At 69.4% G+C, this 25,480-nt stretch carries 23 protein-coding genes and 1 tRNA gene; 8 read left to right on the forward strand and 16 right to left on the reverse strand.

What is annotated here, in order from left to right; translation table 11 throughout:
* Window positions 1–13 precede the first annotated feature (13 nt).
* Window positions 14–3,085: a M4 family metallopeptidase gene (locus tag ABT304_RS22450; protein ID WP_350718597.1), complete on the reverse strand. Its 3,072-nt coding sequence runs from the start codon at window positions 3,083–3,085 to the stop codon at window positions 14–16.
* 165 nt (window positions 3,086–3,250) lie between these two features.
* Here ABT304_RS22450 and ABT304_RS22455 point away from each other — a divergent pair, with 165 nt between their 5' ends.
* Window positions 3,251–3,550, forward strand: coding sequence for a WhiB family transcriptional regulator (locus tag ABT304_RS22455; RefSeq protein WP_045547698.1), 300 nt, complete (start codon window positions 3,251–3,253; stop codon window positions 3,548–3,550).
* Here ABT304_RS22455 and ABT304_RS22460 read toward each other — a convergent pair.
* Window positions 3,547–4,434 (reverse strand): sigma-70 family RNA polymerase sigma factor, encoded by an 888-nt coding sequence (locus ABT304_RS22460; RefSeq protein WP_350718599.1) that lies wholly within the window; start codon window positions 4,432–4,434, stop codon window positions 3,547–3,549. The two genes, ABT304_RS22455 and ABT304_RS22460, sit on opposite strands and share 4 nt — an antisense overlap.
* Before the next feature lie 146 nt (window positions 4,435–4,580).
* Between ABT304_RS22460 and ABT304_RS22465 the strand changes: the two genes are divergently transcribed.
* Window positions 4,581–5,045 (forward strand): carboxymuconolactone decarboxylase family protein, encoded by a 465-nt coding sequence (locus ABT304_RS22465; protein ID WP_350718601.1) that lies wholly within the window; start codon window positions 4,581–4,583, stop codon window positions 5,043–5,045.
* An 18-nt stretch (window positions 5,046–5,063) separates the two neighbouring features.
* Here ABT304_RS22465 and pgm read toward each other — a convergent pair whose 3' ends face one another.
* Complete coding sequence (gene pgm, locus ABT304_RS22470) at window positions 5,064–6,713, reverse strand: phosphoglucomutase (alpha-D-glucose-1,6-bisphosphate-dependent) (RefSeq protein WP_350718603.1); 1,650 nt, start codon at window positions 6,711–6,713, stop codon at window positions 5,064–5,066.
* 38 nt (window positions 6,714–6,751) lie between these two features.
* On the opposite strand from pgm, the gene ABT304_RS22475 reads away from it, so the two are divergent.
* On the forward strand, window positions 6,752–7,543 hold the full coding sequence (locus ABT304_RS22475) for a crotonase/enoyl-CoA hydratase family protein (protein ID WP_350718605.1): 792 nt from the start codon (window positions 6,752–6,754) through the stop codon (window positions 7,541–7,543).
* Here the strand turns inward: ABT304_RS22475 and ABT304_RS22480 are convergent.
* The 3 genes from ABT304_RS22480 to ABT304_RS22490 form a co-directional block, all read right to left on the reverse strand.
* Window positions 7,525–8,346: a hypothetical protein gene (locus ABT304_RS22480; RefSeq protein WP_350718607.1), complete on the reverse strand. Its 822-nt coding sequence runs from the start codon at window positions 8,344–8,346 to the stop codon at window positions 7,525–7,527. The genes ABT304_RS22475 and ABT304_RS22480 overlap by 19 nt on opposite strands.
* An 80-nt stretch (window positions 8,347–8,426) precedes the next feature.
* Entirely contained in the window at window positions 8,427–9,368 is a 942-nt protein-coding gene (locus ABT304_RS22485; protein ID WP_350718609.1) for an oxidoreductase, read from the reverse strand.
* Window positions 9,369–9,427: 59 nt separating this feature from the next.
* Complete coding sequence (locus ABT304_RS22490; protein ID WP_350718611.1) at window positions 9,428–10,036, reverse strand: LysE/ArgO family amino acid transporter; 609 nt, start codon at window positions 10,034–10,036, stop codon at window positions 9,428–9,430.
* 74 nt (window positions 10,037–10,110) lie between these two features.
* Here ABT304_RS22490 and ABT304_RS22495 point away from each other — a divergent pair, with 74 nt between their 5' ends.
* Window positions 10,111–11,013: a LysR family transcriptional regulator ArgP gene (locus ABT304_RS22495; RefSeq protein ID WP_350718612.1), complete on the forward strand. Its 903-nt coding sequence runs from the start codon at window positions 10,111–10,113 to the stop codon at window positions 11,011–11,013.
* A gap of 5 nt (window positions 11,014–11,018) precedes the next feature.
* On the opposite strand, the gene ABT304_RS22500 is transcribed toward ABT304_RS22495, so the two are convergent.
* Both ABT304_RS22500 and ABT304_RS22505 read right to left on the reverse strand, forming a co-directional pair.
* A complete protein-coding gene (locus ABT304_RS22500) occupies window positions 11,019–11,384 on the reverse strand; it encodes a hypothetical protein (protein ID WP_160026571.1) in 366 nt (121 codons plus the stop codon).
* Between the two features lie 91 nt (window positions 11,385–11,475).
* On the reverse strand, window positions 11,476–12,696 hold the full coding sequence (locus ABT304_RS22505; RefSeq protein WP_350718614.1) for an MFS transporter: 1,221 nt from the start codon (window positions 12,694–12,696) through the stop codon (window positions 11,476–11,478).
* A gap of 82 nt (window positions 12,697–12,778) precedes the next feature.
* Between ABT304_RS22505 and ABT304_RS22510 the strand changes: the two genes are divergently transcribed.
* Complete coding sequence (locus tag ABT304_RS22510) at window positions 12,779–13,654, forward strand: LysR family transcriptional regulator (protein WP_350718616.1); 876 nt, start codon at window positions 12,779–12,781, stop codon at window positions 13,652–13,654.
* A 73-nt stretch (window positions 13,655–13,727) separates the two neighbouring features.
* Here ABT304_RS22510 and ABT304_RS22515 read toward each other — a convergent pair whose 3' ends face one another.
* Together ABT304_RS22515 and ABT304_RS22520 are read right to left on the reverse strand one after the other, a co-directional pair.
* Complete coding sequence (locus ABT304_RS22515) at window positions 13,728–15,581, reverse strand: acyl-CoA dehydrogenase (protein ID WP_160026574.1); 1,854 nt, start codon at window positions 15,579–15,581, stop codon at window positions 13,728–13,730.
* 116 nt (window positions 15,582–15,697) lie between these two features.
* On the reverse strand, window positions 15,698–16,942 hold the full coding sequence (locus ABT304_RS22520) for an MFS transporter (protein WP_350718618.1): 1,245 nt from the start codon (window positions 16,940–16,942) through the stop codon (window positions 15,698–15,700).
* A gap of 72 nt (window positions 16,943–17,014) precedes the next feature.
* Between ABT304_RS22520 and ABT304_RS22525 the strand changes: the two genes are divergently transcribed.
* On the forward strand, window positions 17,015–17,470 hold the full coding sequence (locus ABT304_RS22525) for a nuclear transport factor 2 family protein (protein ID WP_350718620.1): 456 nt from the start codon (window positions 17,015–17,017) through the stop codon (window positions 17,468–17,470).
* Window positions 17,471–17,541: 71 nt separating this feature from the next.
* On the opposite strand, the gene ABT304_RS22530 is transcribed toward ABT304_RS22525, so the two are convergent.
* The 5 genes from ABT304_RS22530 to ABT304_RS22550 form a co-directional block, all read right to left on the reverse strand.
* A complete protein-coding gene (locus ABT304_RS22530) occupies window positions 17,542–18,570 on the reverse strand; it encodes a calcium-binding protein (protein ID WP_350718623.1) in 1,029 nt (342 codons plus the stop codon).
* A 162-nt stretch (window positions 18,571–18,732) separates the two neighbouring features.
* Entirely contained in the window at window positions 18,733–19,365 is a 633-nt protein-coding gene (locus tag ABT304_RS22535; protein WP_350718625.1) for a DUF2461 domain-containing protein, read from the reverse strand.
* Window positions 19,366–19,400: 35 nt separating this feature from the next.
* Window positions 19,401–20,777 (reverse strand): class-II fumarase/aspartase family protein, encoded by a 1,377-nt coding sequence (locus tag ABT304_RS22540; protein ID WP_350718627.1) that lies wholly within the window; start codon window positions 20,775–20,777, stop codon window positions 19,401–19,403.
* 158 nt (window positions 20,778–20,935) lie between these two features.
* Window positions 20,936–21,011 (reverse strand) — tRNA-Gly (locus ABT304_RS22545).
* Window positions 21,012–21,061: 50 nt separating this feature from the next.
* Window positions 21,062–21,853, reverse strand: coding sequence for an SGNH/GDSL hydrolase family protein (locus ABT304_RS22550; RefSeq protein WP_350718629.1), 792 nt, complete (start codon window positions 21,851–21,853; stop codon window positions 21,062–21,064).
* Window positions 21,854–21,983: 130 nt separating this feature from the next.
* Here ABT304_RS22550 and dcd point away from each other — a divergent pair, with 130 nt between their 5' ends.
* Together dcd and ABT304_RS22560 are read left to right on the forward strand one after the other, a co-directional pair.
* The gene (dcd, locus tag ABT304_RS22555; protein WP_008354516.1) at window positions 21,984–22,559 is read left to right on the forward strand and encodes a dCTP deaminase; all 576 of its coding nucleotides are present in this window, start codon (window positions 21,984–21,986) and stop codon (window positions 22,557–22,559) included.
* A 7-nt stretch (window positions 22,560–22,566) separates the two neighbouring features.
* A complete protein-coding gene (locus ABT304_RS22560; protein ID WP_350718631.1) occupies window positions 22,567–23,526 on the forward strand; it encodes a serine/threonine-protein kinase in 960 nt (319 codons plus the stop codon).
* Here ABT304_RS22560 and ABT304_RS22565 read toward each other — a convergent pair.
* Window positions 23,523–25,466, reverse strand: coding sequence for a vWA domain-containing protein (locus ABT304_RS22565; protein ID WP_350718632.1), 1,944 nt, complete (start codon window positions 25,464–25,466; stop codon window positions 23,523–23,525). The two genes, ABT304_RS22560 and ABT304_RS22565, sit on opposite strands and share 4 nt — an antisense overlap.
* Window positions 25,467–25,480 lie beyond the last annotated feature (14 nt).

Raw genomic sequence — 25,480 nt, forward strand, 5'->3', positions numbered from 1 at the left:
GAAGGCGTGACGGTTACTTGACCCTGACGGTCACCGTCTTCGTGATCGCCTCGTTGTTCCGGTCACCCGAGTAGGCCACCTCGTAGGTGTGCGTGCCTCGGCTGGCGCGGAAGGTCGCTTCCTCCCTCTTCAGGGTGAACCGGCCGATGCGCTTGCCGTTCTCGCTGACGACGATCTCGCCGGTGGCGCGCTCGCCGTCGACGGTGATCTCGACCTTGCCGCGCTTGGGCGAGGTGGCGGAGATCTCCGGGACCGCCTTCTCGGAGCAGTAGCTCACCGAGACGTTGTCGATGGCCCAGCTCCTGGCCCCGCCGCAACCGTCGCGGCCGAAGTCGAAGCGGAACCGGATGTTGTCGCCGGCGGCCGCAACCGCGTCGAGCTTCACGATGGTGGTGCCCCACTGACCGGTGAAGCTGTTGCCGTCCGAGCCGGTCCAGGCGGCCTGGCCGTCCATGAACCCACTTCCGGTCGCCATCGTGCCGCCCGGTGCGTTGAAGGCGTACGCGTCCTGGCTGACGAGCTCGAACTTGCCGTGGTTGACCGACACCTTGAGGTTGCCGCCGTCATAGCCCCACTCGGTGAGGACCGAGTGGTCGAAGCTGAGTCGCGGCGAGAGACCGTCCGGAACCTCGATGGTCGGGCTGATCAGTCCGTTTCGGCTGGTGATGTCGCCGGTCTCGGATCCACAGGCACCCGCGTTCGGGTCCGGGGCGACGGCAACGCCGGTGGCGTTGCCCTCGACGTCGGCTCCGGCCTCCCACGGGATGTCGTTGCCCTTGACCAGGGCCTCAGCGTCCTGGGTCCAGCCTGTCAGACCGTCCTCGAAGTCCTCGGTGTAGGTGGTGACCTCGTTGGTGCCCTCGCCACACAGCGCGGGGGTGTTCGGGTCGAGCATCGGGCCGAAGTTGCACTGGACCGGCTCGGTGGTGAGCTCGGTGGCCGTGTTGGCCGCCGCGACGGCTGCACAGTCGTCCACCGTGATCGGCTCCAGGGCCGGAGCCTCGGCCTCACCGCCCGGGGTCTCGCCGCCGCCGGTCTGCGGGGTCGAGCTGCCCAGGGTGAGCTTCTTGAGCGTCGTCACACCCATCAGGTCGGCGCAGGAGGAGACCATCGCCTGGGCGTACTCGGGGAAGCCCGAGGTCGGCGTCAGGTAGTTGGTCTGGGCGTGCCAGATCAGGTTGGCCGCCTTGTCCAGGCCGATGCCCGCCACGTTGACGTCGTTGTAGGCGCCGCCATCGACGAGCAGGGCGTAGTGGTGGTTGATGACGCCGGAGTTGACGTGGACGCCGCCGGAGTCGGTGGCACCGTCGCAGTGGTACTCCTCGTCGGAGACCTTGGCCGGGTCGCCGTAGCAGTTCGGGTTCCACATGTCGCGGATCGCGCCGCCGAAGGCGGTGGAGTCCTCACCCATCAGCCAGCGTACGGACTCGTCCTTGGAGTCGGTCGAGGCGTCCTTGATGGTGATGTTGACCGGGCCGGTGGCGTTCTTGATCTTCTGGCCGGTGGCGTAGTCGGTGGTCGCGCCGTAGATGTCGGAGGTGCCGGAGAGACTGCTGATCGGCTGACCCTGCAGGAACGCGATCACGACGCCCTGGGCGCCGGCGTTCTTCGCGTTCGCCACCTTCTGGGTGAACGGGCAGGTGCCGCGGTCGACGAGCACGAACTTGCCGTTGACGGCAGCGGCGTTCTCCAGGGGGGAGCAGCCGTCGGTGGTCGACGGGCCACCGCTGTTGGCGGCGTCGAGGCCGACCACGATGTCGCTGGTCACCCCGGCGGTCGGGAAGACCGGACCGAAGTTGGCGGCCGCGGCCGGGCAGTCACCGGCGACGTCGGCCGGCGAGTTGATGGTCAGCGTGATGGCGCCACGGGTGGAGGAGGAGCACTTGCCATCCGTACGGGCCACGTCGTCGGTGGTGTTCTCCCGCGCGTTGAGGAAGTCGACCGTGTTACCCCACATGTCGGAGTACGCCTCGTTGAGCGCACCCGGCTGCCACTGGTAGATCAGACCGGAGGTGTGCTCGGTGTAGGCGTGGCCCCACTCGTGGGCCACCACGTCGTCGGAGGTGACGCCGGAGCAGTAGTTGGTGGTCTCGCCGTTCCAGTTGGCGTTCGGGCACGAGATCGCCGGGTCGTTGTTGACGGTGACCATCTTCGAGCCGTTGCCGTCGTAGGAGTCGCGGCCGAAGGTGTTCTTGAAGAGCCAGTAGGACTCGCCGGTGGTGGCGACCTCGTTCTGCTGGTCCTGGTCGAGCGTGCCCGGGAAGGCGTCGTTCTCGGTCCAGACGGTCTCGTCGTCGGTGGTCTCGGGGGTGTTGTGCTTCTCGACGAGCTCACGGTCGGTGGCCGCGTGGAGCATCGAGTAGCGGTTGACCGGCTTGCCGGTGGCGGCGTCGAGTACGACGACCTCGCGCACGGTGGACCGGTTGGACACCTCGACGACCCAGGCGAGCAGGCTCTTGCCGCTCACGCCCTGGGCCGCGCCCATGCGGTAGATGTTGAGGTCGGCCTTGACGACCTCGACGCCGCTGGTGTCGATCTTGCTGTCGGGGTGGGCCTGGGCCGGCTTCGCCTTCACCAGCTCGAGCGCCTTGGCGCCGGCCTTCTCCTTCGACCACTTCGGGGTCGTGCTGAGGTCGAGGTCGGGGGCGGCGAAACCGTTGACCGAGGTCAGGTCGCCAGCCTTGTCGACGTGGGCCTTCAGGACGCCGCCGAAGACCGGGACGTCCTTGTAGACCTGCTCGAACTCGACCGTCCACCCGGCCGGGGTGGTGCTGACCTTCGACTGGTCGAGCTGGGCGGGCTTCGCGCCGAAGACGGACGCGTACTCGTCGAGGTAGGCGCGCGCCTTCGCGGCAGCCTCGGACTTGGTGTCGGCGGCGATGTCGGGCAGCAGATCGCCCTTGGTGGACGCGTAGCCGATCAGGCCGGTGGCGCCCTCCTTCTTGAGCGTGACGGTCTGATCAGCCGCGGCCTTCAGTTGGTCGATGCCGCTGGGATCCGGTTCCGCGGCGAAGGCGGCGATCGGTGTGGCCACCAGGCCTGCCGCGACGAGCGCAAGGCTGATTCCTTGCTTTCCGAGCTTCACGGGTTGCTCCTCTCGGGGTACCGCCGCGTCGAGTCGCGGCGATTTCGCATCGTAGAGAGATTTGCGACGAGGAGGGGTGTAAACGCGAATCACGAGTCCGAAACGATTCCCCCTCGGGAGATTCTCAGTGAGGGATCCTCAGGGGCGATCTAAGGTAGTTTCCCGATGTGCGGGCCTACCTCAGGCGCAGATTCTCGAGGTGTGCCCTTGGAGATCATCCCGCCTTTGTACGCCGCCGGCCTTCCGTGCCACGGAGACGACTCTGCGTTGTGGTTCTCAGAGTCCCCCGCCGCCCTCGAGGTGGCCAAAGATCGCTGCCTCGACTGCCCGGTGATGCGTGAGTGCCTCTCCGGTGCCCTGGCCCGCTCCGAGCCCTGGGGCGTCTGGGGCGGCGAGATCGTCGAACGCGGCCAGGTGGTCACCCACAAGCGTGGCCGCGGCCGACCCCGCCGCCAGGCCGCCTAGGCCTGGCCGTGCGCTGACTCCAGCCCCAGGCTCGCGGCGAGCTTCGCGACCTGGGCGGGGGCGGCGTACGCCTCGATCTCGGTGATCCGACCGTCGACCACCGTGAAGGCCATGACGCTGTAGAGCTTGCCGTGGAAGGTGATCGCGACGCCGGCGGAGCCATTGACGAGGGCGGAGTGGGTGACGCGGTCGGCGTGGGCGTACATGACGGCGTTGCCCGCCACCTTGGCCGCGCCGCGGTAGGTGGTGATCCCGGAGCCGAGATCGGCGTGCAGGACGACGTCGGGGTGGAGCGCACCGATCAGCCGGTCCAGGTCGCCGTCCTGGGCGGCCGCGAAGAAGGCGTCGACGACCTCGCGCTGCGCGGTGACATCGCGGTCGGGCGTACGCCCTCTGACCCGTCGGCGCGCGCGGCTCGCGAGCTGGCGGGTCGAGTCGGACGAGCGGTCGAGCATCGTCGCGATCTCGTCGAAGGGCACGGCGAAGAGATCATGGAGTACGAAGGCCAGCCGCTCGTCCGGGGAGAGCTGGTCGAGCACGACGAGGAGGGCGATGCTGACCGAGTCGGCGAGCATCGCGCGCTCGGCGGGGTCTTGGGTGCTGGCGTCGTCGAGCACGACCGTGGGTTCCGGCAGCCGGTCCTCGAGAGGCAGCTCTCCGCGGGTCTTGCGTGAGCGCAGCATGTTGAGCGAGACGCGGGCCACCACCGTCGTCAGCCAGGCGCCGATGTTGTCGATCTCGTCGGCGTCGCTCCGGCTCAGCCGGAGCCAGGCGTCCTGGACGGCGTCCTCTGCCTCGGACGTCGATCCGAGCATCCGGTAGGCCACCCCGAACAGGTGCCGCCGCTCCTCCTCGAAACGCTCGGCCAGCCACTCCTGCTGCATCGTCGGTCCTCTCGCTCTTCGGCCCGCACAGTCCGAGCCCTTGTGGACCCGACCCGCGAAGCAGACCAGATGTGACCGCCTCGGTGAAAGAACTTTTTCTTTCATCTGTCCGTCACATCGCTGTGCCGGGGCGGGTCAGGGATGGCATGAGCAACCGAATGAAGAACCCCGCAGAAGTCATCCCGCAGGCCTACAAGGGCATCGGCAACCTCCTGGCCGCCGTGGCCGACGGCGGTCTGCCCGAGACCACGACCGAGCTGATCGCGATGCGCGTCAGCTCCCTCAACGGCTGCGCGGCCTGCCTCCAGGGTCACGCCGTCCGCGTCGACGACGTCGGCCTGCCGATCGAGAAGATCGTCGGCCTCGCCGCCTACCGTGAGTCGCCCTTCTTCAGCGAGGCCGAGAAGGCGGCCCTCGCCCTCGCCGACGCCGTGACCCGTCTCGCCGACTCCGAGGACGCCGTGCCGGACGAGCTCTGGCGTGAGGTCACCAAGCACTATGACGAGCGTCAGACGGCCGCTCTGGTCCTCTGCATCGCCACCCACAACCTCTTCAACCGGGTCAACGTGACGGTGCGTGAGGACGCCGAGCAGCCGTTCTGGATGCGCTGAGTCTCTGGGCGCCGGAGGTCAGGCCAGGGCGGCCGAGACGACCGCCTTGGCCTCCTCCTGGACCTCCGCCAGGTGGTCTGGCCCCCGGAATGACTCGGCGTAGATCTTGTAGACGTCCTCGGTCCCCGACGGCCGGGCCGCGAACCAGGCCGACTCGGTGGTCACCTTCAGGCCGCCGATGGCCGCACTGTTGCCGGGCGCCTCGGTGAGCTTGGCGGTGATCTCCTCGCCGGCCAGGCTCGTCGCGGTCACGGCCTCGGGGGAGAGACCGGCGAGCTTCGCCTTCTCCTCGCGCGAGGCGGGGGCATCGATCCGGGCGTACGCCGGCTCACCGTGTTCCGCGACCAGCTCCGCGTAACGCTGGGACGGCGACTTCCCGGTGCGCGCCAGGATCTCCGAGGCGAGCAGGGCGAGGATGATGCCGTCCTTGTCGGTGGTCCACACGGTGCCGTCGAAGCGCAGGAACGAGGCGCCCGCCGACTCCTCGCCGCCGAAGCCGAACGAGCCGTCGATCAGGCCCGGCACGAACCACTTGAACCCGACCGGCACCTCGACCAGCGGCTTGTTCAACGAGGAAGCGACCCGGTCGATCATCGAGGACGAGACCAGGGTCTTGCCGATGCGCGCGGTCGCCGGCCAGTCGGGACGCGCGCCGCCGAAGAGGTGGTCGATCGCGACGGCGAGGAAGTGGTTGGGGTTCATCAGCCCGGCGTCCCGGGTGACGATCCCGTGCCGGTCGGAGTCGGCGTCGTTGCCGGTGGCGATGTCGAACTCAGGGGTGCTCTCCACGAAGCGCACCAGCTCGGCCATCGCGCTGGGGGAGGAGCAGTCCATCCGGATCTTGCCGTCCCAGTCCAGCGGCATGAAGCGCCAGGTCGGGTCGACCAGCTCGTTGACCACGTTGAGGTCGATCTTGTGGCGCTCGGCGATCTCGCCCCAGTAGGCGACCGACGCCCCGCCCAGCGGGTCGGCGGCGATCCGCACCCCGGCATCGCGGATGGCGGCCAGGTCGACCACGTGAGGCAGGTCGTCGACGTAGGAGCCCAGGAAGTCGTACGTCTCGGCCTTCCGTCGCGCGGCCGCGAACGGCACCCGCTTGACGCCGGAGAGCCCGGCGCCGATCAGCTCGTTGGCGCGGGCCGCGATCACCTTGGTGGCGTCGGAGTCCGCGGGGCCGCCGTGGGGCGGGTTGTACTTGAAGCCGCCGTCGGAGGGCGGGTTGTGCGACGGGGTCACCACGATCCCGTCGGCAAGGCCGGCACCCAACACGCGACCGGCGTTGGCACGGAGGATCGCGTGCGAGACCGCCGGCGTCGGCGTGTAGCCGTCGCGGTCGTCCACCAGGACGCGTACGTCATTGGCGACCAGCACCTCCAGCGCGCTCGCCCACGCGGGCTCGGAGAGGCCGTGGGTGTCGCGTCCGATGAACAGCGGCCCGTCGAAGCCCTGCGAGGTCCGGTAGTCGACGATCGCCTGGGTCGTGGCCAGGATGTGCGTCTCGTTGAATGCTGACTTGAGCGAGGACCCGCGATGGCCCGAGGTGCCGAAGACGACCTGCTGGGCCGGATCGTCCGGATCGGGCTGCAGGTTGTAGTAGGAGGCGACCAGGTGAGGTACGTCGACCAGGTCGGCGGGCGTAGCGAGCGTTCCAGCGCGTGGGTCAACCATGTGCCCCATCATGCCTACTGCCCCGTAATGTTCTCCCCATGCCCCTCGTCACCACCGAAATCAACGACGGCATCGCCCAGGTGCGTCTCAACCGCCCGGACAAGCTCAACGCGCTGACCCTCGAGCTGCTCCAGGAGCTGGTCGACACCGCCAAGGTGCTCGGCAAGAACCACGACCTGCGCGCCGTGGTCATCGCCGGTGAGGGGGACGCGTTCACCGCCGGTCTCGACTTCGCCTCGGTCCTGCGTGACCCGAAGAAGATCGTCGGTGCCTTCCTGCCCAGGCCCTTCCGTGGGACCAACCTCTTCCAGGAGTCGGTGTGGGCCTGGCGCCGGCTGCCGGTTCCGGTGATCGCGGCCGTCCACGGTCACTGCCTCGGTGGCGGCGTACAGATCGCGCTCGGCGCCGACTTCCGCATCGCCGAGCCCGACTCGCAGTGGTCGGTCCTCGAGGGCAAGTGGGGCATCATCCCCGACATGACCGGCATCCGGTCGCTCTCCGAGGTCGTCGGCATCGACACCGCCAAGAAGCTCACCATGACCGCCGAGCAGTTCTCCGGCGAGCGCGCCTGCGAGCTGGGCCTGGTCACCGAGCTCTCCGCCGACCCGGTCGCCACCGCGACCGCCTTCGCCCGCAAGCTCTCCGAGCGGTCCCCCGACCAGCTCGCCGCCGCCAAGCGCCTGTTCAACGACACCTGGTACGCCCCCATCAAGCGCACCTTCTCCCGCGAGCGCATCGAGCAGCTCCGCCTCCTCTTCGGCGAGAACACCAAGATCGCCCGCGAGGCCGCCTTCAAGCGCGAGAAGCCGACCTACAAGCCCCGCCGCTGACCCGGTTCAGCCGAGTCCGCACCTGTAGCGGCCGAGTCCTCAGTTGTGGCGGCCGAATCTGTAGTTGTGGGTGACGAGAGTCGAGTTTCGTCGCCCGTTTCTGCGGTTTCGGCCGCCACTTCTGCAGTTTCGGCTAGGGCGGCTTGCTCGGCGTGCTTGCGGCGGCGCTTGATCTCGCCTTGGGCCAGGACGAAGGCGAGGATGACCGGCCAGACGTACTTGAGGTGGTTCGCGACCCACGTGACCCATTCCGGGACCTGTACGTTCGGCAGGTCCGGCCACGGGATCGACGGCCACGGGATGCTGGGGAGGTCGGGGAGCGGCAGGTCGGGGAGATCCGGCAGGTTCGGGAGCGGGAGGTCGATGTCGGGGAGCGAGACCCGGGCGAGGATCCACCCGACGACCATCGCGGCGACGATGCCGCCGACCACGCCCGCGGCACCACCGAGGGTCTCGATGAGCGCATAGCGCTTGGGGTGGTCGATCACCCGGCGTTCGTACGCCGCGGCCCGCGACCCGGGCTCCGGGGTGAGGTCGACGCCGCCGATGCCGGTCATCCCGGCCAGGTCCTCGCCGGGCGCGAAGTAGGTCGCGCGGCGCGGCGTACCGAGCCCGGAGTGGATCACGAGCAGGCTCCCGTGCGCATTGCTCTCCAGCCGGGCCCGGTCGTCGGCGGTCTTCCGGGTGAGGGCCTCCTCACCGTCGACGGTCCACACGAACGTACGGATGATCTCCCCGGTCACCTCGAGATGGTGGGTGTGCCCGGAGATCGTCCGCGACCAGATCTGGACCTTCTTGCTCACCCTGGTGAATCTAGGATCCGCGGCGCCTTCGGGACATCGGCCGGAGGTAGCGACCGGGGTCAGACTTTGGTCTGGGCCGGTCAGGGATAGGCGATGCCGGTGGTCTGCTCGGAGAGCTCCCACAGCGCCCGCGCCGCCTCGGGGTCGCGTGCGAGGCGTGTCGCGGTGACCGGCTTCGGCACGCCGCGAGCCTCGAAGGCGTCGCTGGGTCCGATGTACGTCCCGGGCTCCAGCCCCGGCTGGGTCGCCGCCATCAGAGCAGGCCAGGCGCCTGCCTGCGGCGTCTGAGCCATGGCGTGGACAGCGGCTTCGCTGATGCTCGCGATCGGGGCGATCAGCCTCTTGGACGTGCCGTTCGCCATGAGGCGCGTGGACGCGAGCCCGGGGTGGGCGGCGTACGCGGCGATCGGCAGTCCCGCCTTCTCCAGGCGCCGCTGGAGCTCGAAGGTGAAGAGCAGATTGGCAAGCTTTGACTGGGCGTAGACGCCCCACGGCGAATAGCGGCCGACCTGCACGGTCGGGAACCCGAGCGGCGCCTTGCGGGCCAGCTTGTGCATCACGCTCGACATGGTGACGATCCGCCCCTCGCCGCTCTCGGCCAGCGGCTCGAGCAGCAGCCCGGTCAGCAGGAACGGCCCGAAGTGGTTGGTCGCCATCTGCAGGTCGAGGTCGTCCACCGTCCGCGTCTGGGGCGTCGCCATGACCCCGGCGTTGTTGACCAGCAGGTGCAGCGGCCCGCCGCCGTCGAAGGTCGCGGCCGCGATCGCCTCGGCCCCCGCCCGTACCGCCTGGAGCGAGGAGAGATCGAGTGCGACCCGGTCGAGGCTGGCACCCGGAACCTCCTCGGTCAGCGCCTCCGCGGCCGCGTCGAGCCTCTCCCAGGACCGCCCCGCCAGGACCACCCGTGCCCCGGCGGCGGCGAGGCCGCGCGCGATGAAGTACCCGATTCCGCCCAGCGTCGGTCCGGTCACCACGGCGTTCTTGCCGGTCAGGTCAGGAATGTCGGAGGTCGTCCACGGCATGCGGCCACACTAGGCGGCCAGTCAACACATTGGCCGGATTTGAAAGTCGGCCCGCCCGATCAGCCCAGTCCCCCCAGCGCGAGTCCGCCCGCGATCGCGAGCATCATGCACCCGATGAGACTGTCGAGCACCTGCCAGGCACGTCGGCTGGCGAGCAGCGGCGCGAGGAGCCGAGCGCCATAGCCGAGACCGGCGAACCAGATGATGCTGGCCAGGCAGCCGCCGATGGCGAATCCCCATCGCGCCGAGCCGTACGTCGCCGCGATCGATCCGTGGAGCACCAGGGTGTCGATGTAGACATGTGGGTTGAGCCAGGTGAAGGCGGCCGCCTTGGCAATCACGCGCGGGAGCGTCTCGCGGGGCGCGTCGGCAGCATCCAGCCCCGAGGGCCGCAGCGCTCGCCGGAACGACCCGATGCCGTACCAGCCGAGGAAGACCACCCCGAACCAGCGCAGCACCTCCACCGCCCACCCGGCACTCTCGACGACCGCCCCCATGCCGGCGACCCCGGCACAGATGAGCAGGAGGTCGGAGACCGCGCACACGGCCACCACGGCGAACACGTGCGAGCGCAGGATGCCCTGCCGCAGGACGTACGCGTTCTGGGACCCGATGGCGATGATGAGGCTGAGCCCGGTGAGGAGCCCGGCGAGGCTGGCGTTGATCACACCAGCGACGCTAAGCCGCCACGGACCTACAGACCAGCGAAAGAATCTTACCGAAGATAAGCCACACTTAAGGCATGCCCGCCCTCGACCCGACCCAGCTCGAGACCCTCGTCGTGATCGCCGAGGAAGGCACCTTCGACGCCGCGGCGAGACGCCTCAACATCACCCCGAGCGCCGTCAGCCAGCGGATCCGGGCGCTCGAGCGCGCGGCCGGACAGGTCCTGGTGCGGCGTACGACTCCCTGCACCCCCACCGAGGCCGGCGAGCCCCTGATCAGGCACGGCCGGCAGCTCCGCCTGCTGCTCGACGAGGCCGCCGCCACCCTCAGTGCGGACAAGACCAGCGACGCCACCGTCGTCGACCTCTCCGTCGTGGTCAACGCGGACACCCTCGCGACCTGGTTCCGTCCGGTGCTCGACGAGGTCGCGACCTGGGACCGTACGGCGCTGCGGATCACCGTGGAGGACCAGGGCTACTCGGCCGACGCGCTGCGCCGCGGCGAGGTCCTCGCCGCGGTCACCAGCGAGCCGAGGCCGGTCCAGGGCTGCACCGTCGAACCACTGGGAAGGCTCCGCTACACGCCGGGCGCCGCCCCGGCGCTCATCGAGCGCCACCGCAAGGGCAGAGGCATCGACTGGGGCGCGATCCCGATGATCGTCTACAACGAGAAGGACCACCTCCAGGACGAGGTGCTGGCGGCGCACGGGGCGCCCCGGCCGCCGGTCGTCCACCGGGTCCCGAGCAGCCACGACTTCCACGAGGCCATCAGGCGCGGCCTCGGTTGGGGAATGCTCCTCGACCCCCAGGCCGAGGCCGACGTCGAGTCAGGCGCGACGGTCCCGCTCCCGGGCGCGAAGCCGATCGACATCCAGCTCTTCTGGCAGCGCTGGCGCCTCGACTCGATCGCCCTCGACGACCTGAGCGAGGCCGTACGCCGCGCCGCCCGCTCCGGGCTACGCCCGACGCGCCGCCGCTGAACGGGTCAGGCCCGGCGGCCGGGGTAGCCGGCACCGAAGTGCTGGCCCTGAGGGGCGTTGCCGGGCATGGGCTGGCCGGCCGGCGGGTAGTGCCCCTGCGGCGGCGCCTGAGGGCCAGGAGGGTAGGGCCCCTGGGGGCCACCGCCGTAGGGGCCGGGGTCGTACTGGCGGTGCTCGACGGCGGTGGTGTGCTGAGACCGGTTCACCGACAGCAGCACGCCGATCACGATCGCGAGGCCGCCGGTGACGACGAAGATCCAGCCCAACGGCTCGCTGGCGATCGCGTTGGCGACCTCGTCGGGCAGATCCACGGCGCTGGTGAGCAGGACGAGTCCGAGGACCAGCAGGATGATTCCTAGGCCGATGGTCATGGCAGAACTCCAGAGGTTGGGGGCAGGCGCGCCACGCTACCCAGCCGGTTCAGGCCCCCATACCGTCCCCCGCATCACCGCCTCCCGGCGTTCAAGAAGTACGCCGCGCCCCCGACACCCCACGCGCCGCGACCCCGAGCAGCACGAGCAGGAGCGCGCCGAAGGCGAGCATCGCCGGCTCGGTCGGGACGAACTGCACCAGGATCCCCAGCAGCACCACCGGCACCGTGATCCCGAGATAGGCCATCAGGAAGAGCCCGGCCAGCGCCTCGCCTCGGCCGTTAGCCGGCGCCAACGAGATCACGGTGGCGACCGCCGCCTTGAACGACATCCCCGACCCGGCCCCGGTGACGACGGCTCCGACGACGAGCACCCAGAACGTGCCGGACAGCAGGGCGCCGACGACCAGGAGCAGCCCGGCGGTGAGCGCGACCAGCCCGACGACGTACAGCCGAGGGCGCGGCCAGCGTCCGGCCAGCACCTGGAAGAGCGCCGCGGCCCCGAAGATGGAGAACCCGACCACGCCGGCGACGGCGTGGGAGCGCATGCCCAGCTCCTCGGCGAGGAACGAAGGCACCAGCGAGGTGAAGAAGCCGAACATCGCGAACGCCACGAAGCTCGCCATCCCGGCGGCGAAGTAGGCGCCGCGCGCGTCGGCGGGCACCCGCACCCGCTGCGGCCGATAGGTCCACCCCGGCTGGTCGGTGTCGACCGTCTCCGGGGCCGCCACGACCGCGAGCAGCCCGAGCACCATGAGGAACGCGAAGACCGCGTACGGCGTGTAGAGCGGTCGCGGCGCCCACTCGGCCAGCGCGCCGGCGACCAGCGGGCCCAGCCCCAGTCCGCCGATGTTGGCCGCGGTCGCGACCACCTCGGCCCGGGTCGCCGGCGCCTCCGGACGGGCGGACCGGTGCAGCTCGGCGAGGTGAGCCGTCGCGGTCGCCGTCAGCATCCCGACGCCCAGTCCGGACAGCAGCCGCGCCAGCAGCAGCCAGCCCAGCTCGTGGGTCGAGAGGAAGATCAGCGCGGAGAGCACGTTGAGCAGCACCGCCGGTGCCACCACCCGCCGGCGCCCGAACCGGTCGGAGAGGTGGCCGGCGAGGAAGAGCGAGATCGCCACCCCCGCGCCGTACGTCGCGAACACCACCGTGATCACGAACGAGCTCCAGCCCTGCTCCTCGACGTAGAAGACGTAGAGCGGCGCCGGCGCGGCCGCGAAGGCCATCGTCACCGCGAACAGGAACGCCACCGACCAGAACCCACGAGCGTGGTGGTGCCGATGGGTCAGGGGCGCTGCCTGGGTCGTCGTCATGGCTCCATGCTGGTCGATGTCCACGATCATCTCCAACGAATCTTCTCGAAGGCAAGCATCACGATCTGCGATAGTGATGCTCATGCAGCCTCATCAGCTGGAGTACTTCATCGCCGTCGCCGAGACCGGCAGCTTCACCGCCGGGGCGGACCGGGTCGGTGTCGTTCAGTCCGCGGTCTCCGCCGCCGTCAAGCAGCTCGAGCGCGGGTTGGGAGCGCCGCTGATCGAGCGCGGCTACCACCGCCTCGCGCTCACCGCCGAGGGTGAGGCGCTGCTCCCGCGCGCCCGTGAGGTGCTCGCCGGCATCGGGGCTGCTCGTGAGGCGGTCGCCGGCGCCCGCGGCCAGGTGGTCGGCACCGTTCTCTTCGGCACGCTCTTCTACTTCGGCCGCTGGAACATCGCCGAGGTCCTGCAGGGTTTCGCCGCCCGTCACCCCCACGTCACCGTGCGCCTGCGCCAGACCATCTCCGGCAGTGCCACCAACGAGGCAGACGTACGCTCCGGCGCCCTCGATCTCGCCCTGATCTCCACCCCGGCCGCCTCGCTGCCGGGGCTGACCCTGACCCGGATCCACGGCGACGAGCTGGTCTTCATCTGCGCGCCGGACCACCGCCTGGCGCGGGCCGGCGCGGTATCCGCCGCGGACCTGGCTGACGAGATCTGGGTCGACTTCCCGACCGGGTGGGGCAACCGTACGGTCGTGGACGCCGCGTTCGCCGCTGCCGGCGTCTCGCGGGCGGTCCGCACCGAGGTCACCAGCTTCGAGCTCGCCCGCAACCTCGTCTGCCGCGGTCTGGGCGTCTCGATCGTGCCCCGCGATTCGGTCGACGGCGACCCCGGGGTCGTCGCCCTCCCGATGGGACTGGACTGGTCCTTCCAGCTCGCCGTGGCCAGCGACCGGCGGATCTCCGCGGCCGCCGCACGGCTCGCCGAGGCGGTCACGGCCTCAGCGCTGTGAGCAGTGGACGACGAAGCGGCCCGCCCGGAGAACCGGGCGGGCCGCTGCGTACCTGCAGATCAGGGTCTGGGGATCAGAAAGCTGACTCCGGCAGGTCCATGATCGAGTTGTCGATCGCCTCGGCGATCGCCCGCTCAGCGGTCAGCTTGGGCAGGTTGTAGGAGGCGAAGAACTTCGCGGCGGCGACCTTGCCGGTGTAGAAGTCCTTGTCCTTGCCCGGGTCGCCCGCGAGGGCGGCGAGGGCGATCTCGGCCTGACGCAGCAGCAGCCACGCGACCACGACGTCGCCGACGGCGAGCAGCAGGCGCGAGGTGTTCTGGGCGACCTTGTAGATGTTGGTGATCTCCTCCTGGGAGGCCATCAGGTCGTTGAACATGTGCCCGACGATCGCGTTGACGTCCTCGAGCGCGGTCGCGAGCAGGGCGCGCGACTCCTTGAGCTCCGCGGAGCCCTCGTTGTCGAGGAAGGCCTGGATCTCGCCGGCGATCTGGCCGAGCGCGGCGCCCTGGTTCTTCACGATCTTGCGGAAGAAGAAGTCCTGGCCCTGGATCGCGGTGGTGCCCTCGTAGATCGAGTCGATCTTGGCGTCGCGGACGTACTGCTCGATCGGGTACTCCTGGAGGAAGCCCGACCCACCGAAGGTCTGCAGCGACTCGGTGCCGAGCAGCACCCAGGCGCGCTCGGAGCCGTAGCCCTTGACGATCGGCAGCAGCAGGTCGTTGACCGCGGCGGCCAGCTTGTTCTCGTCGGAGCCGTCCTCGGTGAGGACGACCTTCTCCTGCCACGAGGTCGTGTAGTAGACCAGCGCGCGCATGCCCTCGGCGAACGACTTCTGCACCAGCAGCGAACGGCGTACGTCGGGGTGGTGGGTGATCGTGACGCGCGGGTCCGTCTTCGCGGCGGCGACGAGGTCGGCGCCCTGGACGCGGGTCTTGGCGTACTCGAGCGCGTTCAGGTAGCCGGTCGACAGCGTCGCGATCGCCTTGGTGCCGACCATCATCCGAGCGTTCTCGATGACGTCGAACATCTGGCGGATGCCGTCGTGCACCTCGCCGAGCAGCCAGCCCTTGGCGGGCTCGCCGCCGCCGACCTGCGGGTCGCCGAAGGTGAGCTCGCAGGTGTTGGACACCTTGATGCCCATCTTGTGCTCGACGTTGGTGACGTACGCACCGTTGCGCTCGCCGGTGAGCTCACCGGTCTCGTGGTCGAAGTGGTACTTCGGCACGAGGAAGAGGGAGAGGCCCTTGGTGCCCGGGCCACCGATGCCCTCGACGCCCTTCGGGCGGGCGAGGACGAGGTGCATGATGTTCTCCTGCAGGTCCGACTCGGCGCTGGTGATGAAGCGCTTGACGCCGGTGATGTTCCAGGAGCCGTCCTCGTTGGGCGTGGCGAAGGTCTTGCCGGCGCCGACGTCGGAGCCCGCGTCGGGCTCGGTCAGCACCATCGTGGAGCCCCACAGCCGCTCGACCATGATCTTGGCGATCTGCTTGTCGCGGTCGTTGCCGTTCTCGTAGACGACCTTCGAGAAGAACGGGCCGGCGGCGTACATCCAGATCGCCGGGTTGGCCCCGAGCAGCATCTCGGCGGTGGCCCAGACGAGCGAGTTCGGGGCCACCTGGCCGCCGATCTCCTCGGGAGTGTGCAGGCTCCAGAAGCCCGACTCCATCCACGCGTCGTACGACTTCTTGAACGCGGCCGGGACCGGCGCGGTGTTCGTCTTGGGGTCGAAGACCGGCGGGTTGCGGTCGGCCTCGACGAACGACTCGGCGAGATCCTCGCGCGAGAGACGCTCGACCTCGGCGAGGATCTCCTTCGCGGTGTCGACGTCCAGGTCCGCGAAGGGACCGGTGCCGAGAACCTTGTCGGTGCCGAAGACCTCGAACAGGTTGAACTCGATGTCGCGGAGATTGCTCTTGTAGTGGCTCACTGATCCACCTTCATAACCTTTGTCGGATTTACCAGTTGCGGGAGCGCCGGTCGGCACGCACTACTGGCGGGTAACATTAAGAATAGGCTTGCCCTGAAGGGGTGGCAAGCCCGGGGCTACTCACAGGTAGGGGTCTTCGTCACAACCCGGCGCCAGGGAAGCAGCCCGGAGGAGAGCAGAAGTACGCCTCCGGCCACCGCGATCGCGGTCCGAGGGCTCGTCGCCGCGGCCAGTGCGCCGGCCGCCAGGATGCCGACGGGCTGGGCGACCTTCATGGTGATCGACCACGCCGCCTGCACCCGGGACATGTGGTCGTCGGCGGTCTCGCGCATGCGGTAGGCGGCGAAGGTCGGGTTGAAGACCCCGGCGCAGAGGATCAGCCCGAAGTTGGCCGCGGTGAACCACACGAAGCCGACCGGGCCGCTCGGGGTGAAGGCGATCGGGATGGTCCAGAGGGTGCGCGCGACCCCGGACCCGAGCAGCACAGCCCGGTCGCCGAGCCGATTCGTGAGGCGAGGTGCGCACATCGCGCCGAGGATGCCGCCGAGGCAGGGAAGACCCATGGCGACGCCGTACATCCACGGCTCCATGCCGAGCACCCGCAGCGTCAGCACGGTCTGCAGCGGGCTGGTCGCGATCACGCAGGAGCCGAAGAGGGCGGCGTTCAGGAAGAGCGCGCGCAGGTCGCGCCGGCTGAGGATGTAGCGCCAGCCGGCGGTCACCTCGGGCAGCCAGTGCTGCGGCTTCCTGGTCGGAGGCTGCGGTTCCGGCGTACGGATCGAGCGGATGCCGAGCGCGGAGAGCAGGTACGTCATCGCGTCGACGAGCACGGTCAGCGTCGGCCCGACGGCGGAGACGAGCGCCCCGCCGACCGGCGGGCCAGCGGTGAAGGTGGTCCAGAAGGTCGTCTCCAGCCGGCTGGTGGCGACCAGCCTGGCCTCCGGGGCGACCAGGGCCTTCAGGTGAGCGCCGGAGGCCGCGGTGAAGGCGAGCTCGAAGGTCGCGGCGAGGACGCCGACGACGCACAGGTGCGCGTAGGTGAGCAGGTCCAAGACGCCTGCCGCGGGGATGCTGAGCATCGCCGCGAACCGGATCAGGTCGGCGCCGATCATCGTCGGCCGCTTGTACCGATACTCGATCCACGGCCCCAGCCGGATCCCTGCCGCCGCGGCCGCGAACCCGGACAACGCCGCCAGCAGCGACACCTGGAAGGTCGAGGAGTCGAGGACGAGCACCGCGATCAGCGGCAGGGCGCCGTACGCGATCGTCGACCCGGCCTGGCTCGTCGCCGTCGCCAGCCAGAGCCGGTCGAAGTCCCGCCCCGGTGTCGCGGTCCCGCGAGCGGTCTCCGAGACGGTCACCCGGCGACCCTATCCGGGAGTGCCTCGGCGATCAGGTAGAACACGTTTCAGTTTCGGCGTACGATCTGCCGCATGATCTCCTCCGACGCCATCACCTGGAACGCCCCCGACGACGAACATCCGGCACGTACGGCCGGGCAACGCTCCTACGCCGCCGTCGCCAAGGGTGACCTCGACGAGTGGTTGACGATCTACGCCGAGGACTGCGTGCTCGAGGACCCCGTCGGCCCGTCGATGTTCGACCCCGAGGGCAAGGGCCACCACGGTCACGAGGGACTCAAGGCCTTCTGGGAGAAGGCCATCGCCTCGGTCCACAAGTTCGAGTTCGAGATCAACGACTCCTTCGCCAACCCCGCCGGCAACACCTGCGCCAACATCGGCAAGATCAAGACGTCGTTCCCCGACGGCAGCTACACCACCACCGAGCTGATCATGGTCTACACCGTCAACGACGAGGGCCGCATCAAGTCCATGAAGGCCTTCTGGGAGCCGGAGCGCACGATGGCGAGCTTCACTGCGGCGGGCTGAGCGCACTAGTGGGCGAAAGTGGTAGCCGATCCAGTCCAGAACCGGCCACTTTCGCCCACTCGCAGAATTGATCAGATCGTCGGATAGGCGGTGCCCACCGGCGGGTACGACTGCAGACCGCCGATGGTCACGCAGGAGTACGTGGCGCCGGCCCCGGGCTCGGGCGCGCAACGGTCCTTTCCGGACTGGCCTCTGACGACATCGGCGTCGGCGCCGCCGACAAGCTGATCCCGGTCGTCCCCGCCGAAGATGCGGTCGCGCCCTTCGCCACCCGCGATCGAGTCGCGTCCGATGCCGCCGACCATGTAGTCGCTGCCGCCGTAACCCTTGATCCAGTCCGGCCCGCTGCCACCGTAGAGACCGTCGTTGCCCGACTGGCCGCTGATGCTGTCGGGCCCGGTCCCGCCGTACGCCTGGTCGGCGCCGCTCCCGCTATAGACGCCGTCGCTCCCGCTCCCGCCGTAGAGTCGGTCGTCGCCGCTGTCGCCGTGGACGTAATCGTTGCCGAGACCTCCGGACACGGTATCGCTCCCGGCCGAGCCGAAGACGTTGTCGGACCCGCCTTCGCCATAGACGCGGTCGTTGCCTCCCTGGCCCTCGATGAGGTCGTTGCCGTCGCCACCGTAAAGCGTGTCCCCGGCGTCGGTCCCGCTGGCCGAGGAGATGCCAGGGGCGTAATGGCCATGGATTCGGTCATTGCTGCCGAGCCCCCAAATGACGTCCGAACCGGAGCCTCCGCGGAGATCGTCTCCTCCGGACGTGCCGTGGATCCGGTCGTTGCCCGATCCGCCGTCGGCCTGGCGGGACCAGATCTCATCGTTGCCGCCCTGCCCGAAGACGTAGTACGCCGCCCTGATCTCGTCGTCGCCCTCGCCGCCGCAGACGACGTCGTTGGAGTCGGCGTGGATGGTGTCATTGCCCGGCGTGCCGAGGATGACGTCCTCGAAGGAGGAGGTCTGGGGCTGCTGGCCCCGGTTCATGTCGATGGTGACCGTGGAGCCGCCGCAGGTCGAGGCTGCGGTGCCGGGGCCGGCGGTCACAAGAATCGCTGGGATGATCAGGAGCGATGCGGCGCCGACGAGGGGGATAGAGGTACGCACGGCGCACACCGTAGTGGGTATGGCGTATTTGCGCGCGGGCAATTCGCCGGTTCGTGCACATTCCCGCCAAGGCGGGGTTCGGCGACGGCGAGAGCGCTGTTCAGCTGCCACATTCCTGCCATAGCGGGAAGGTTCTCCGCTCCAGGTCCCGGCCTGCGCAGTTCACGCCACCGCGTGCTCGGCGATCCACTCCACGAGGGGACGCACGGCTCGCCAGTCCTTCTTCACCTCGCCGACGAGGTCGGGGGTGTGGATGACCGGCTCGAAGCCGATGGTGCGGCCGAGGTGGATCGACTTGTAGCGGAGGAGCTCGATCTTGGGGTGGTCCTTGTCGAACCCGCGCGGGGCGGTCTTGAGGCGGTCGCCGGTGACCTCGTAGCCCTTCTTCTCCGCGACGGCGAGGCGCTTCTCCAGGTCAGCGCCGTAGTGGTCGTGGACGATGGCGTCGCGGAAGGCGGACAGCCGGGGCGGCTCGAACCAGTAGCAGCCGCCACCGGTGCGGATGCCGCGGGGCGAGACCTCGACGTAGTAGCCGGTCTGCGGCGCGACGGCGACGAAGGCTCCCTGGTGGGTCTTGTAGGGGAGCTTGTCCTTCGAGAAACGTACGTCGCGGTAGGGCCGGAAGATCTTGGCGCTGCCGAACTCCTCGGCGAGCTCGTCGGTGAGCGCCTTCATCGGCGCGTGGACCGACTCCTTGTAGATGTGCTTGTGGGCTTCCCAGAACGACTTGGTGTTGTCGACCTCGAGGTCGTCGTAGAAGTCGAGCGCTGCCACGGGGAAACCTTCGAAAGACACGTACGCAGCCTATCGACGTCCGTGGAACGCCAGCCTCAGACGGCGGGAATCTGGATGCCGTCGGCCACCCGGCGGGCGTGCTCGGCCATGGCGCGGGCGATGTTGGCGGACTCGCCGAGGTGGCGGCAGGGGTCGAGCAGGTCGGCGATCTCGGCGCGGGTGAAGTGCTCGGAGACCTCGGGCGACTCCGCGAGGAGCGAGGCGAAGTCGATGTCGTCGACGGCCGAACGCTGGGCCAGCTCGAAGACGACGTCGTGCGCGACCTGGCGACCGATGCGCTCGCCGAGCTCGAGCATCAGCGACTCGGAGCCGATCAGGCCGCCGGAGAGAGCCAGGTTGGCGCGCATCCGGTCCTCGTCGAAGGTCAGGCCGGTGAAGATGACCACGAGCCGGGCGAGTACGTCACCGGCCAGGCGAGAGGCCTGCGCGACCGCGTCCTCGAGGATGCCGGTCATGGCGCCGTTGGCCTCGTGGTCGTGGAGCATCGACTCCATCGCCGGGGCGACGAGCCCGCGCAGCTGGGTGGCGGCCGTGATCACGTCCAACGTCAGCTGCGGGTTGCGCTTGTGGGGCATCGTCGAGGAGCCGATGGTGCCCTCGGGGATCGGCTCGAAGGCCTCGCCGAACTCGGGCTGCATCATCGAGTAGACGTCCTTGCCGATCTTGCCGGCGGTGCCACCGAGCATCCCCAGGATCGAGACCCACTCGACCATGCCGTCGTTGATCGCGCGCGAGGGGACCGGCATCGAGCCCATGTCGAGCCGGGAGGCCGTCTCGGTCTCGATGGCGCGGGCATGTGAGCCGAAGGAGGCCATGGTGCCGGCCGCGCCGCCCATGAGGAGCCGGAAGACGCGGTCCTCGACCGAGCGGAGCCGGTCGACGTGGGAGGCGATCTCGTCGATCCAGATGGCGACCTTGAAGCCGAAGGTGATCGGGACCGCGTGCTGGGAGTGCGTACGCCCCGGCATCGGCACCTCGGCGCCCGCCTCGGCGACCTTCGACAGTGAGCGCAGCAGGTCGCCGAGCAGGTCGAGGATCTTGTCGTGCGCCTGGCGCATCAGGATCAGGTCGGCGGTCTGGGTGATGTTCTGTGTGGTGGCGCCCCAGTGGACCCAGCCACCGTGCTTCGCGCCGACGACCCGGCACAGCTCCTCGACCAGCGGCGTCAGCGGGTGGCTGTGCTCGGCGGTGGCCCTCTCGATCCGGTCCAGGTCGAGCTTGTCCAGATCGGCGGCCTCGGCGATCGCCTCGCCGGCCTCTGCGGGGATCACCTTCACGGCCGCCTCGGCCTCGGCCAGGGCCGCTTCCACATCGAGCCGTGCCTGGAGGCGCGCCTCGTAGGTGAAGAGATCTCCGATGCCGTGGTCGGGGACTCGTCCGTCGGTGAATCGGTTGCTCGAGCCCGCGGGCATGTCGAGTGATCCTTTACGCGTCGTTCACACAATGATTGGAAAACAGAAACCCAATCTTAATGGACGCAAGCCGCAAACACCCGCGATCGTGTGCTGCATCACTTGGATCGTGCAAGTGAACTGAAACAGGCCGTGCCACATGGAACGGCCCGAATCTCTGGAGCGGACGACGAGATTCGAACTCGCGACATCAACCTTGGGAAGGTTGCGCTCTACCAACTGAGCTACGTCCGCAGGTGCGACCAGGATGTTACCCCACACACCCAGCCAGGTGTGAAACCGGTTCAGGAAAGTCGCGTCATCTGGGGATAGCGGGCCGACAGCCCGTCGCCCGCCGGGCCGCGCAGCATCCGGCGTACGGCCCAGGGGAGCGCGCGGGCGGCCAGCCGCCGGACCTCGCGGATCGGGCCGGCCAGGCCGTTCGGGCCCGGCTCCTCGATGACGACCAGCGGTTTCGGGGTGGGGAGGTGGTGGCGTACGCCGAGGGTGTCGAGGACCTTGATCGCCATCAGCTGGTGGCCGGGGGCGCCCAGGAAGCCGTGGCCGTCCCAATAGCCGGCGTCGTCGTACTCGGTCATCCGCCAGAAGTCGACCAGCGTCGCCCCGCGCCGCTGAGCGATCTCGCGGACGGCCTCGTTGTAGACCGCGAAGCGCCCGCGGAGCAGCCGTCCGACAGTGGTCGCCCGCGCGCCGTACGCGGTGAAGACCAGCACCTTCGCGCCGCTGTCGACGAGCTGGCCGATCGCCGACTCGTAGGTCGCGAGCAGGGCATCGATGTCGACGTGCGGCCACATCAGGTCGACCGATCCGCCGTAGATCGTCACCACGTCCGGCTCGAGGGCGATCGCCGCCTCGACCTGCTCCTTGACGATCCGGTCGATCCCGCGGCCGCGGACGGCGAGGTTGGCGTAGGCGAACTCAGGAGTCCGCTCGGCCATCACCTCGGCGACCCGATCGGCCCAGCCGCGTACGCCGTTCGGACGACGTGCGTCGGTGTCACCGACGCCCTCGGTGAAGGAGTCGCCCAGCGCGACGTACCGGCGATATCCGCCGGGGATCAGCGCATCCAGTGCCATGGCCCCGATTCAACCGGGTTTGCGCCAAGACGTACGACTCTGCCGGGGAATCTGTGACAGATGAGGTAGGGGAGATTCCAGGGAAGCCGCAGGGGCCGTGCAGAACGCCCGGCTGCGTTAGGTTTGGCTCGTGCTGCTGAGCGACAAGGACATCTTGACCGAGATCCACGACGGACGGATCGTCATCGACCCGTGGGACGAGTCGATGCTGCAGCCGTCGTCCGTCGACGTGCGTCTGGACCGGTTCTTCCGGGTCTTCGACAACCACAAGTACGCCACGATCGACCCGGCCGTGGACCAGTCCGAGCTCACCCGGCAGATCGAGACCGAGGGCGACGAGCCGTTCATCCTGCACCCGGGCGAGTTCGTGCTCGGGTCGACGTACGAGACCGTGACCTTGCCCGACGACATCGCCGCGCGCGTGGAGGGCAAGAGCTCGCTGGGGCGTCTCGGGCTGCTCACCCACGCCACCGCCGGCTTCGTCGACCCGGGTTTCTCCGGCCATGTAACGCTCGAGCTGGCCAACGTCGCGACCCTGCCGATCAAGCTCTACCCGGGGATGAAGATCGGCCAGTACTGCTTCTTCAGGCTCACCTCGCCCGCCCAGAACCCCTACGGCAGCGAGAAGTACGGCAGCCGCTACCAGGGCCAGCGCGGCCCGACCGCCTCGCGCAGCTTCCAGAGCTTCCACCGCACCAAGATCTGAGCCTCGGGTGGGCGAGGTCTTCGCGGGGCGCTACGAGCTGCTGGAGCCCATCGCGGAGGGAGGCATGGGTGCGGTCTGGCAGGTCAGGGACCGTCGCGAGGGTGACGTCAAGGCTGCCAAGCTGCTCCGTCAGCGTGATGCCTCCTCCCTGCTCCGGTTCATCCGGGAGCAGGCCACCCGGATCCATCACCCGCACGTGGTGACCCCGCTCGGCTGGGCGGGCGAGGACGACAACGTGCTGTTCACCATGCCGCTGCTGCGCGGCGGGTCGGTCGCCATGCTCCTGGGTGACTACGGCGCACTCTCCGAACAGTGGGTCGTGGCTGTCCTCGACCAGACCCTCTCGGGCCTCGAGGCGGTGCACGCCGCCGGTGTGGTGCACCGTGACGTGAAGCCGGGCAACCTGCTGCTGGAGGTGACCGGCCCAGGCGTCCCGCACGTGCGGCTCTCCGACTTCGGTATCGCCGTGCCCGCCGACCAGCCGCGGCTCACCGAGGCCAACGTGACCTTCGGTACGCCGGGCTACATGGCGCCCGACCAGGGCAGTGACCCGGACCCGCGGGACGATCTCTACGCCACCGCCGTCACCGGTCTGCAGCTGCTCACCGGAGCGAAGCCCCCGCACGATCCGGCGTACGTCCCGGCGACGCCGTTGGGCCGGCTGCTGCTCCGCGCTATCGGCCCGGACCGCGCCGCCCGCCCGCAGACCGCCGCGGAGTTCCGCCGACTGCTCGCCGAAGCCGTGCCCGCCCGGCCCTGGGAGCCTGGGGAGGCCGAGGTCCTGGACCAGTACGCCGCTGGGCACGTGCCTCCGCCACCCCCTCCGCCTCCTACGCCTCGGGTCGCTCCGGAGAAGACCGCGGTCCGGCGTACGAAGCAGCACGACGACCGGCCGGTGTGGCCGATCGTCGTGCTGATGCTTGCCGGGATCCTGCTGCTTTCGAGCAGTGCCTTCCTGCTGATCTAGGCGCTCCGCCTCCGGATCAGCAGCACGGCCGCCGCGGCGAGCGCGGCGATGCCGAGCCCGGCGCCGCCGATGCCGGCGACCAGCCTGACGGTGCCCGCGGATCCCGTCCCGTCCTCATCGGCGGCGTTGCTCGCGTCCTCGCCGGATCCCTTGGAGTCCTTGGGAGCGGACTCCTCTGTGCCGGAGGCGGAGTTCAGATTGAGGTCGGCGGTGGGCGGGTTCAGCCCGGAGACCTTCTCGTAGTCGGGCTCGCCGTCTCCGGACTCGCCGAGGGTCTTGATGGTGAGGGTGTAGGGCACGTTGATGTTCTCGTCGAGGCCGTACTGCACTCGGACGTAGTGGATGCCCGGCAGCCCGGTCGAGGCCTCCGCGTCGGAGTTGGCGAAGCGGTTGCGGTAGGCGATCGGGTGGGAGAGGGTGCCGGTGCGCCAGGTGTCCGGGCAGTTCTGGAGCAGACCCGGGTCGCACCAGCTCTCCGGCGACTTGCTGTCGAGGTCGACGGTGGCCTCGCCGCCGAGCGGCCCGATGACGTCGACCTCGACGCCGGCGCCGACGCCCCACTCGCCGCGGATGGCGTCGGTCATCCTGGCGTCGAACTGGGCCTGCAGGTGCTGGCCCCAGCCGACGGGGACGCCGATGACCTGGTTCTCGCCCGGGTTGATGTCGAAGGAGTAGGTGCCGTCCTCGACGATCGGCGCGTTGGCGATCGCGCTGCCCGGCACGACGTCGCCGGTCGGCTCACCCGGGGTCAGGTCGGACCACGCCGGCGCCTCGGTCTGGGGAGGCAGGGCGTCGAGCGCGGCCGCACTGACCGGCGGCTCCTCGTAGACCATCAGCTGGACCGGCTTTCCGGCGATCGCGCCGGCCTCACCGCGACCCGGCGAGGTGGCCAGGACCAGCTCGTCGGCCGTGTTGCACTCGGCCTCGGGGTCGGTGTCCGCAGTGTGGGTCGATCCGAAGACGAGACGGCTGCCGTCGCCATAGGTCCCGCTCTGCACGACCGTCCAGCGGCATCGGGTGAGGTCACCGTTCTCGCCCTTGATGCTGATCTCGGGGCTGAGGTTGCTGACCAGGTCCTCGGACTCGCCCTCGAAGATCAGGCCGAGATGCACCGTGGTGCCGGGGGCGGTGCGCGCGAAGCGGTAGAAGCGCTCGTCACGTGTCTGGACGGTGTCCAGGTATTGCCCGGTCCTCAGCAGGGGAGCGCCGGCCACGTCGGGGGCGCCCTTGACTGGGGTCCCGGTGAACTCGAACGGTCGCAGTGCCCGCTCGGAGACGCCCGAGATCGACTCGCCGATGCCTTCGGCGTCGTCAGCGTCGTAGTAGGTGCCGTTGCCCTTCTCGGCGATGCACTCGAGCTGCTTGCGCGCCTTGCCCGAGACCGAGAGACCGACCACGTCGATCTGCAGGTCGATGCCCCGCGCGGCGATCGCCTGGGCTGCCGGACAGGGGTCGCCACAGGTCGACTCGCCGTCGGAGACGAGGACGATCGACCGCTTGCCCTCGGACCCGATGTCCTCGGCGGCGCGCTTCAGTGCGACCGGGATGGGGGTCTCGCCGTAGGGCTTGTAGCCGCTCACCGCGGATCGCAGGTCGTCACGGTTTCCGGTGCCGGGCTCGACGACCAGCTGAGTGTCCTCGCAGGCCCCCTTCTGCTTGCGCCCGAACACCTTTGCCCCGAACACCCGCATGCCCACGTCGGCGCTCTCCGGCAGGCCGTCGATGACCGTGTTGAGCGCCTGCTTGGCGGCCTGGATCTTGGTGGTGCCCCCGCCGGCCGGCTCCTTCATCGAGCCGGAGGAGTCGAGCACGAGCATCATCCGGCCGTACGTCCCCTGGTCTTGCTCCTCGGTGGCGGCAGCGGGGGCGACGCCGGTGACGGTGACGGTCGCGAGGAGAGCTCCGGCGAGGCCGGTGGCGATCACAAGTCTGTTCCGCATGCCCTGCACCCTAT

Source organism: Nocardioides sp. NPDC000445, from assembly GCF_040300245.1.
In the GTDB taxonomy this organism is placed as follows: Bacteria; Actinomycetota; Actinomycetes; order Propionibacteriales; family Nocardioidaceae; genus Nocardioides.

Coding starts and splice junctions, on each gene's coding strand:
- ABT304_RS22500 (WP_160026571.1), bottom strand. CDS start 11,384: ATGACCATCGGCCTAGGAATCATCCTGCTGGTCCTCGGACTCGTCCTG.
- ABT304_RS22510 (WP_350718616.1), top strand. CDS start 12,779: ATGCAGCCTCATCAGCTGGAGTACTTCATCGCCGTCGCCGAGACCGGC.
- pgm (WP_350718603.1), bottom strand. CDS start 6,713: ATGGTTGACCCACGCGCTGGAACGCTCGCTACGCCCGCCGACCTGGTC.
- ABT304_RS22505 (WP_350718614.1), bottom strand. CDS start 12,696: ATGACGACGACCCAGGCAGCGCCCCTGACCCATCGGCACCACCACGCT.
- ABT304_RS22485 (WP_350718609.1), bottom strand. CDS start 9,368: ATGCCGTGGACGACCTCCGACATTCCTGACCTGACCGGCAAGAACGCC.
- ABT304_RS22565 (WP_350718632.1), bottom strand. CDS start 25,466: ATGCGGAACAGACTTGTGATCGCCACCGGCCTCGCCGGAGCTCTCCTC.
- ABT304_RS22540 (WP_350718627.1), bottom strand. CDS start 20,777: ATGCCCGCGGGCTCGAGCAACCGATTCACCGACGGACGAGTCCCCGAC.
- ABT304_RS22525 (WP_350718620.1), top strand. CDS start 17,015: ATGATCTCCTCCGACGCCATCACCTGGAACGCCCCCGACGACGAACAT.
- ABT304_RS22460 (WP_350718599.1), bottom strand. CDS start 4,434: ATGCAGCAGGAGTGGCTGGCCGAGCGTTTCGAGGAGGAGCGGCGGCAC.
- ABT304_RS22495 (WP_350718612.1), top strand. CDS start 10,111: ATGCCCGCCCTCGACCCGACCCAGCTCGAGACCCTCGTCGTGATCGCC.
- ABT304_RS22475 (WP_350718605.1), top strand. CDS start 6,752: ATGCCCCTCGTCACCACCGAAATCAACGACGGCATCGCCCAGGTGCGT.
- ABT304_RS22455 (WP_045547698.1), top strand. CDS start 3,251: ATGTGCGGGCCTACCTCAGGCGCAGATTCTCGAGGTGTGCCCTTGGAG.
- ABT304_RS22550 (WP_350718629.1), bottom strand. CDS start 21,853: ATGGCACTGGATGCGCTGATCCCCGGCGGATATCGCCGGTACGTCGCG.
- ABT304_RS22465 (WP_350718601.1), top strand. CDS start 4,581: ATGAGCAACCGAATGAAGAACCCCGCAGAAGTCATCCCGCAGGCCTAC.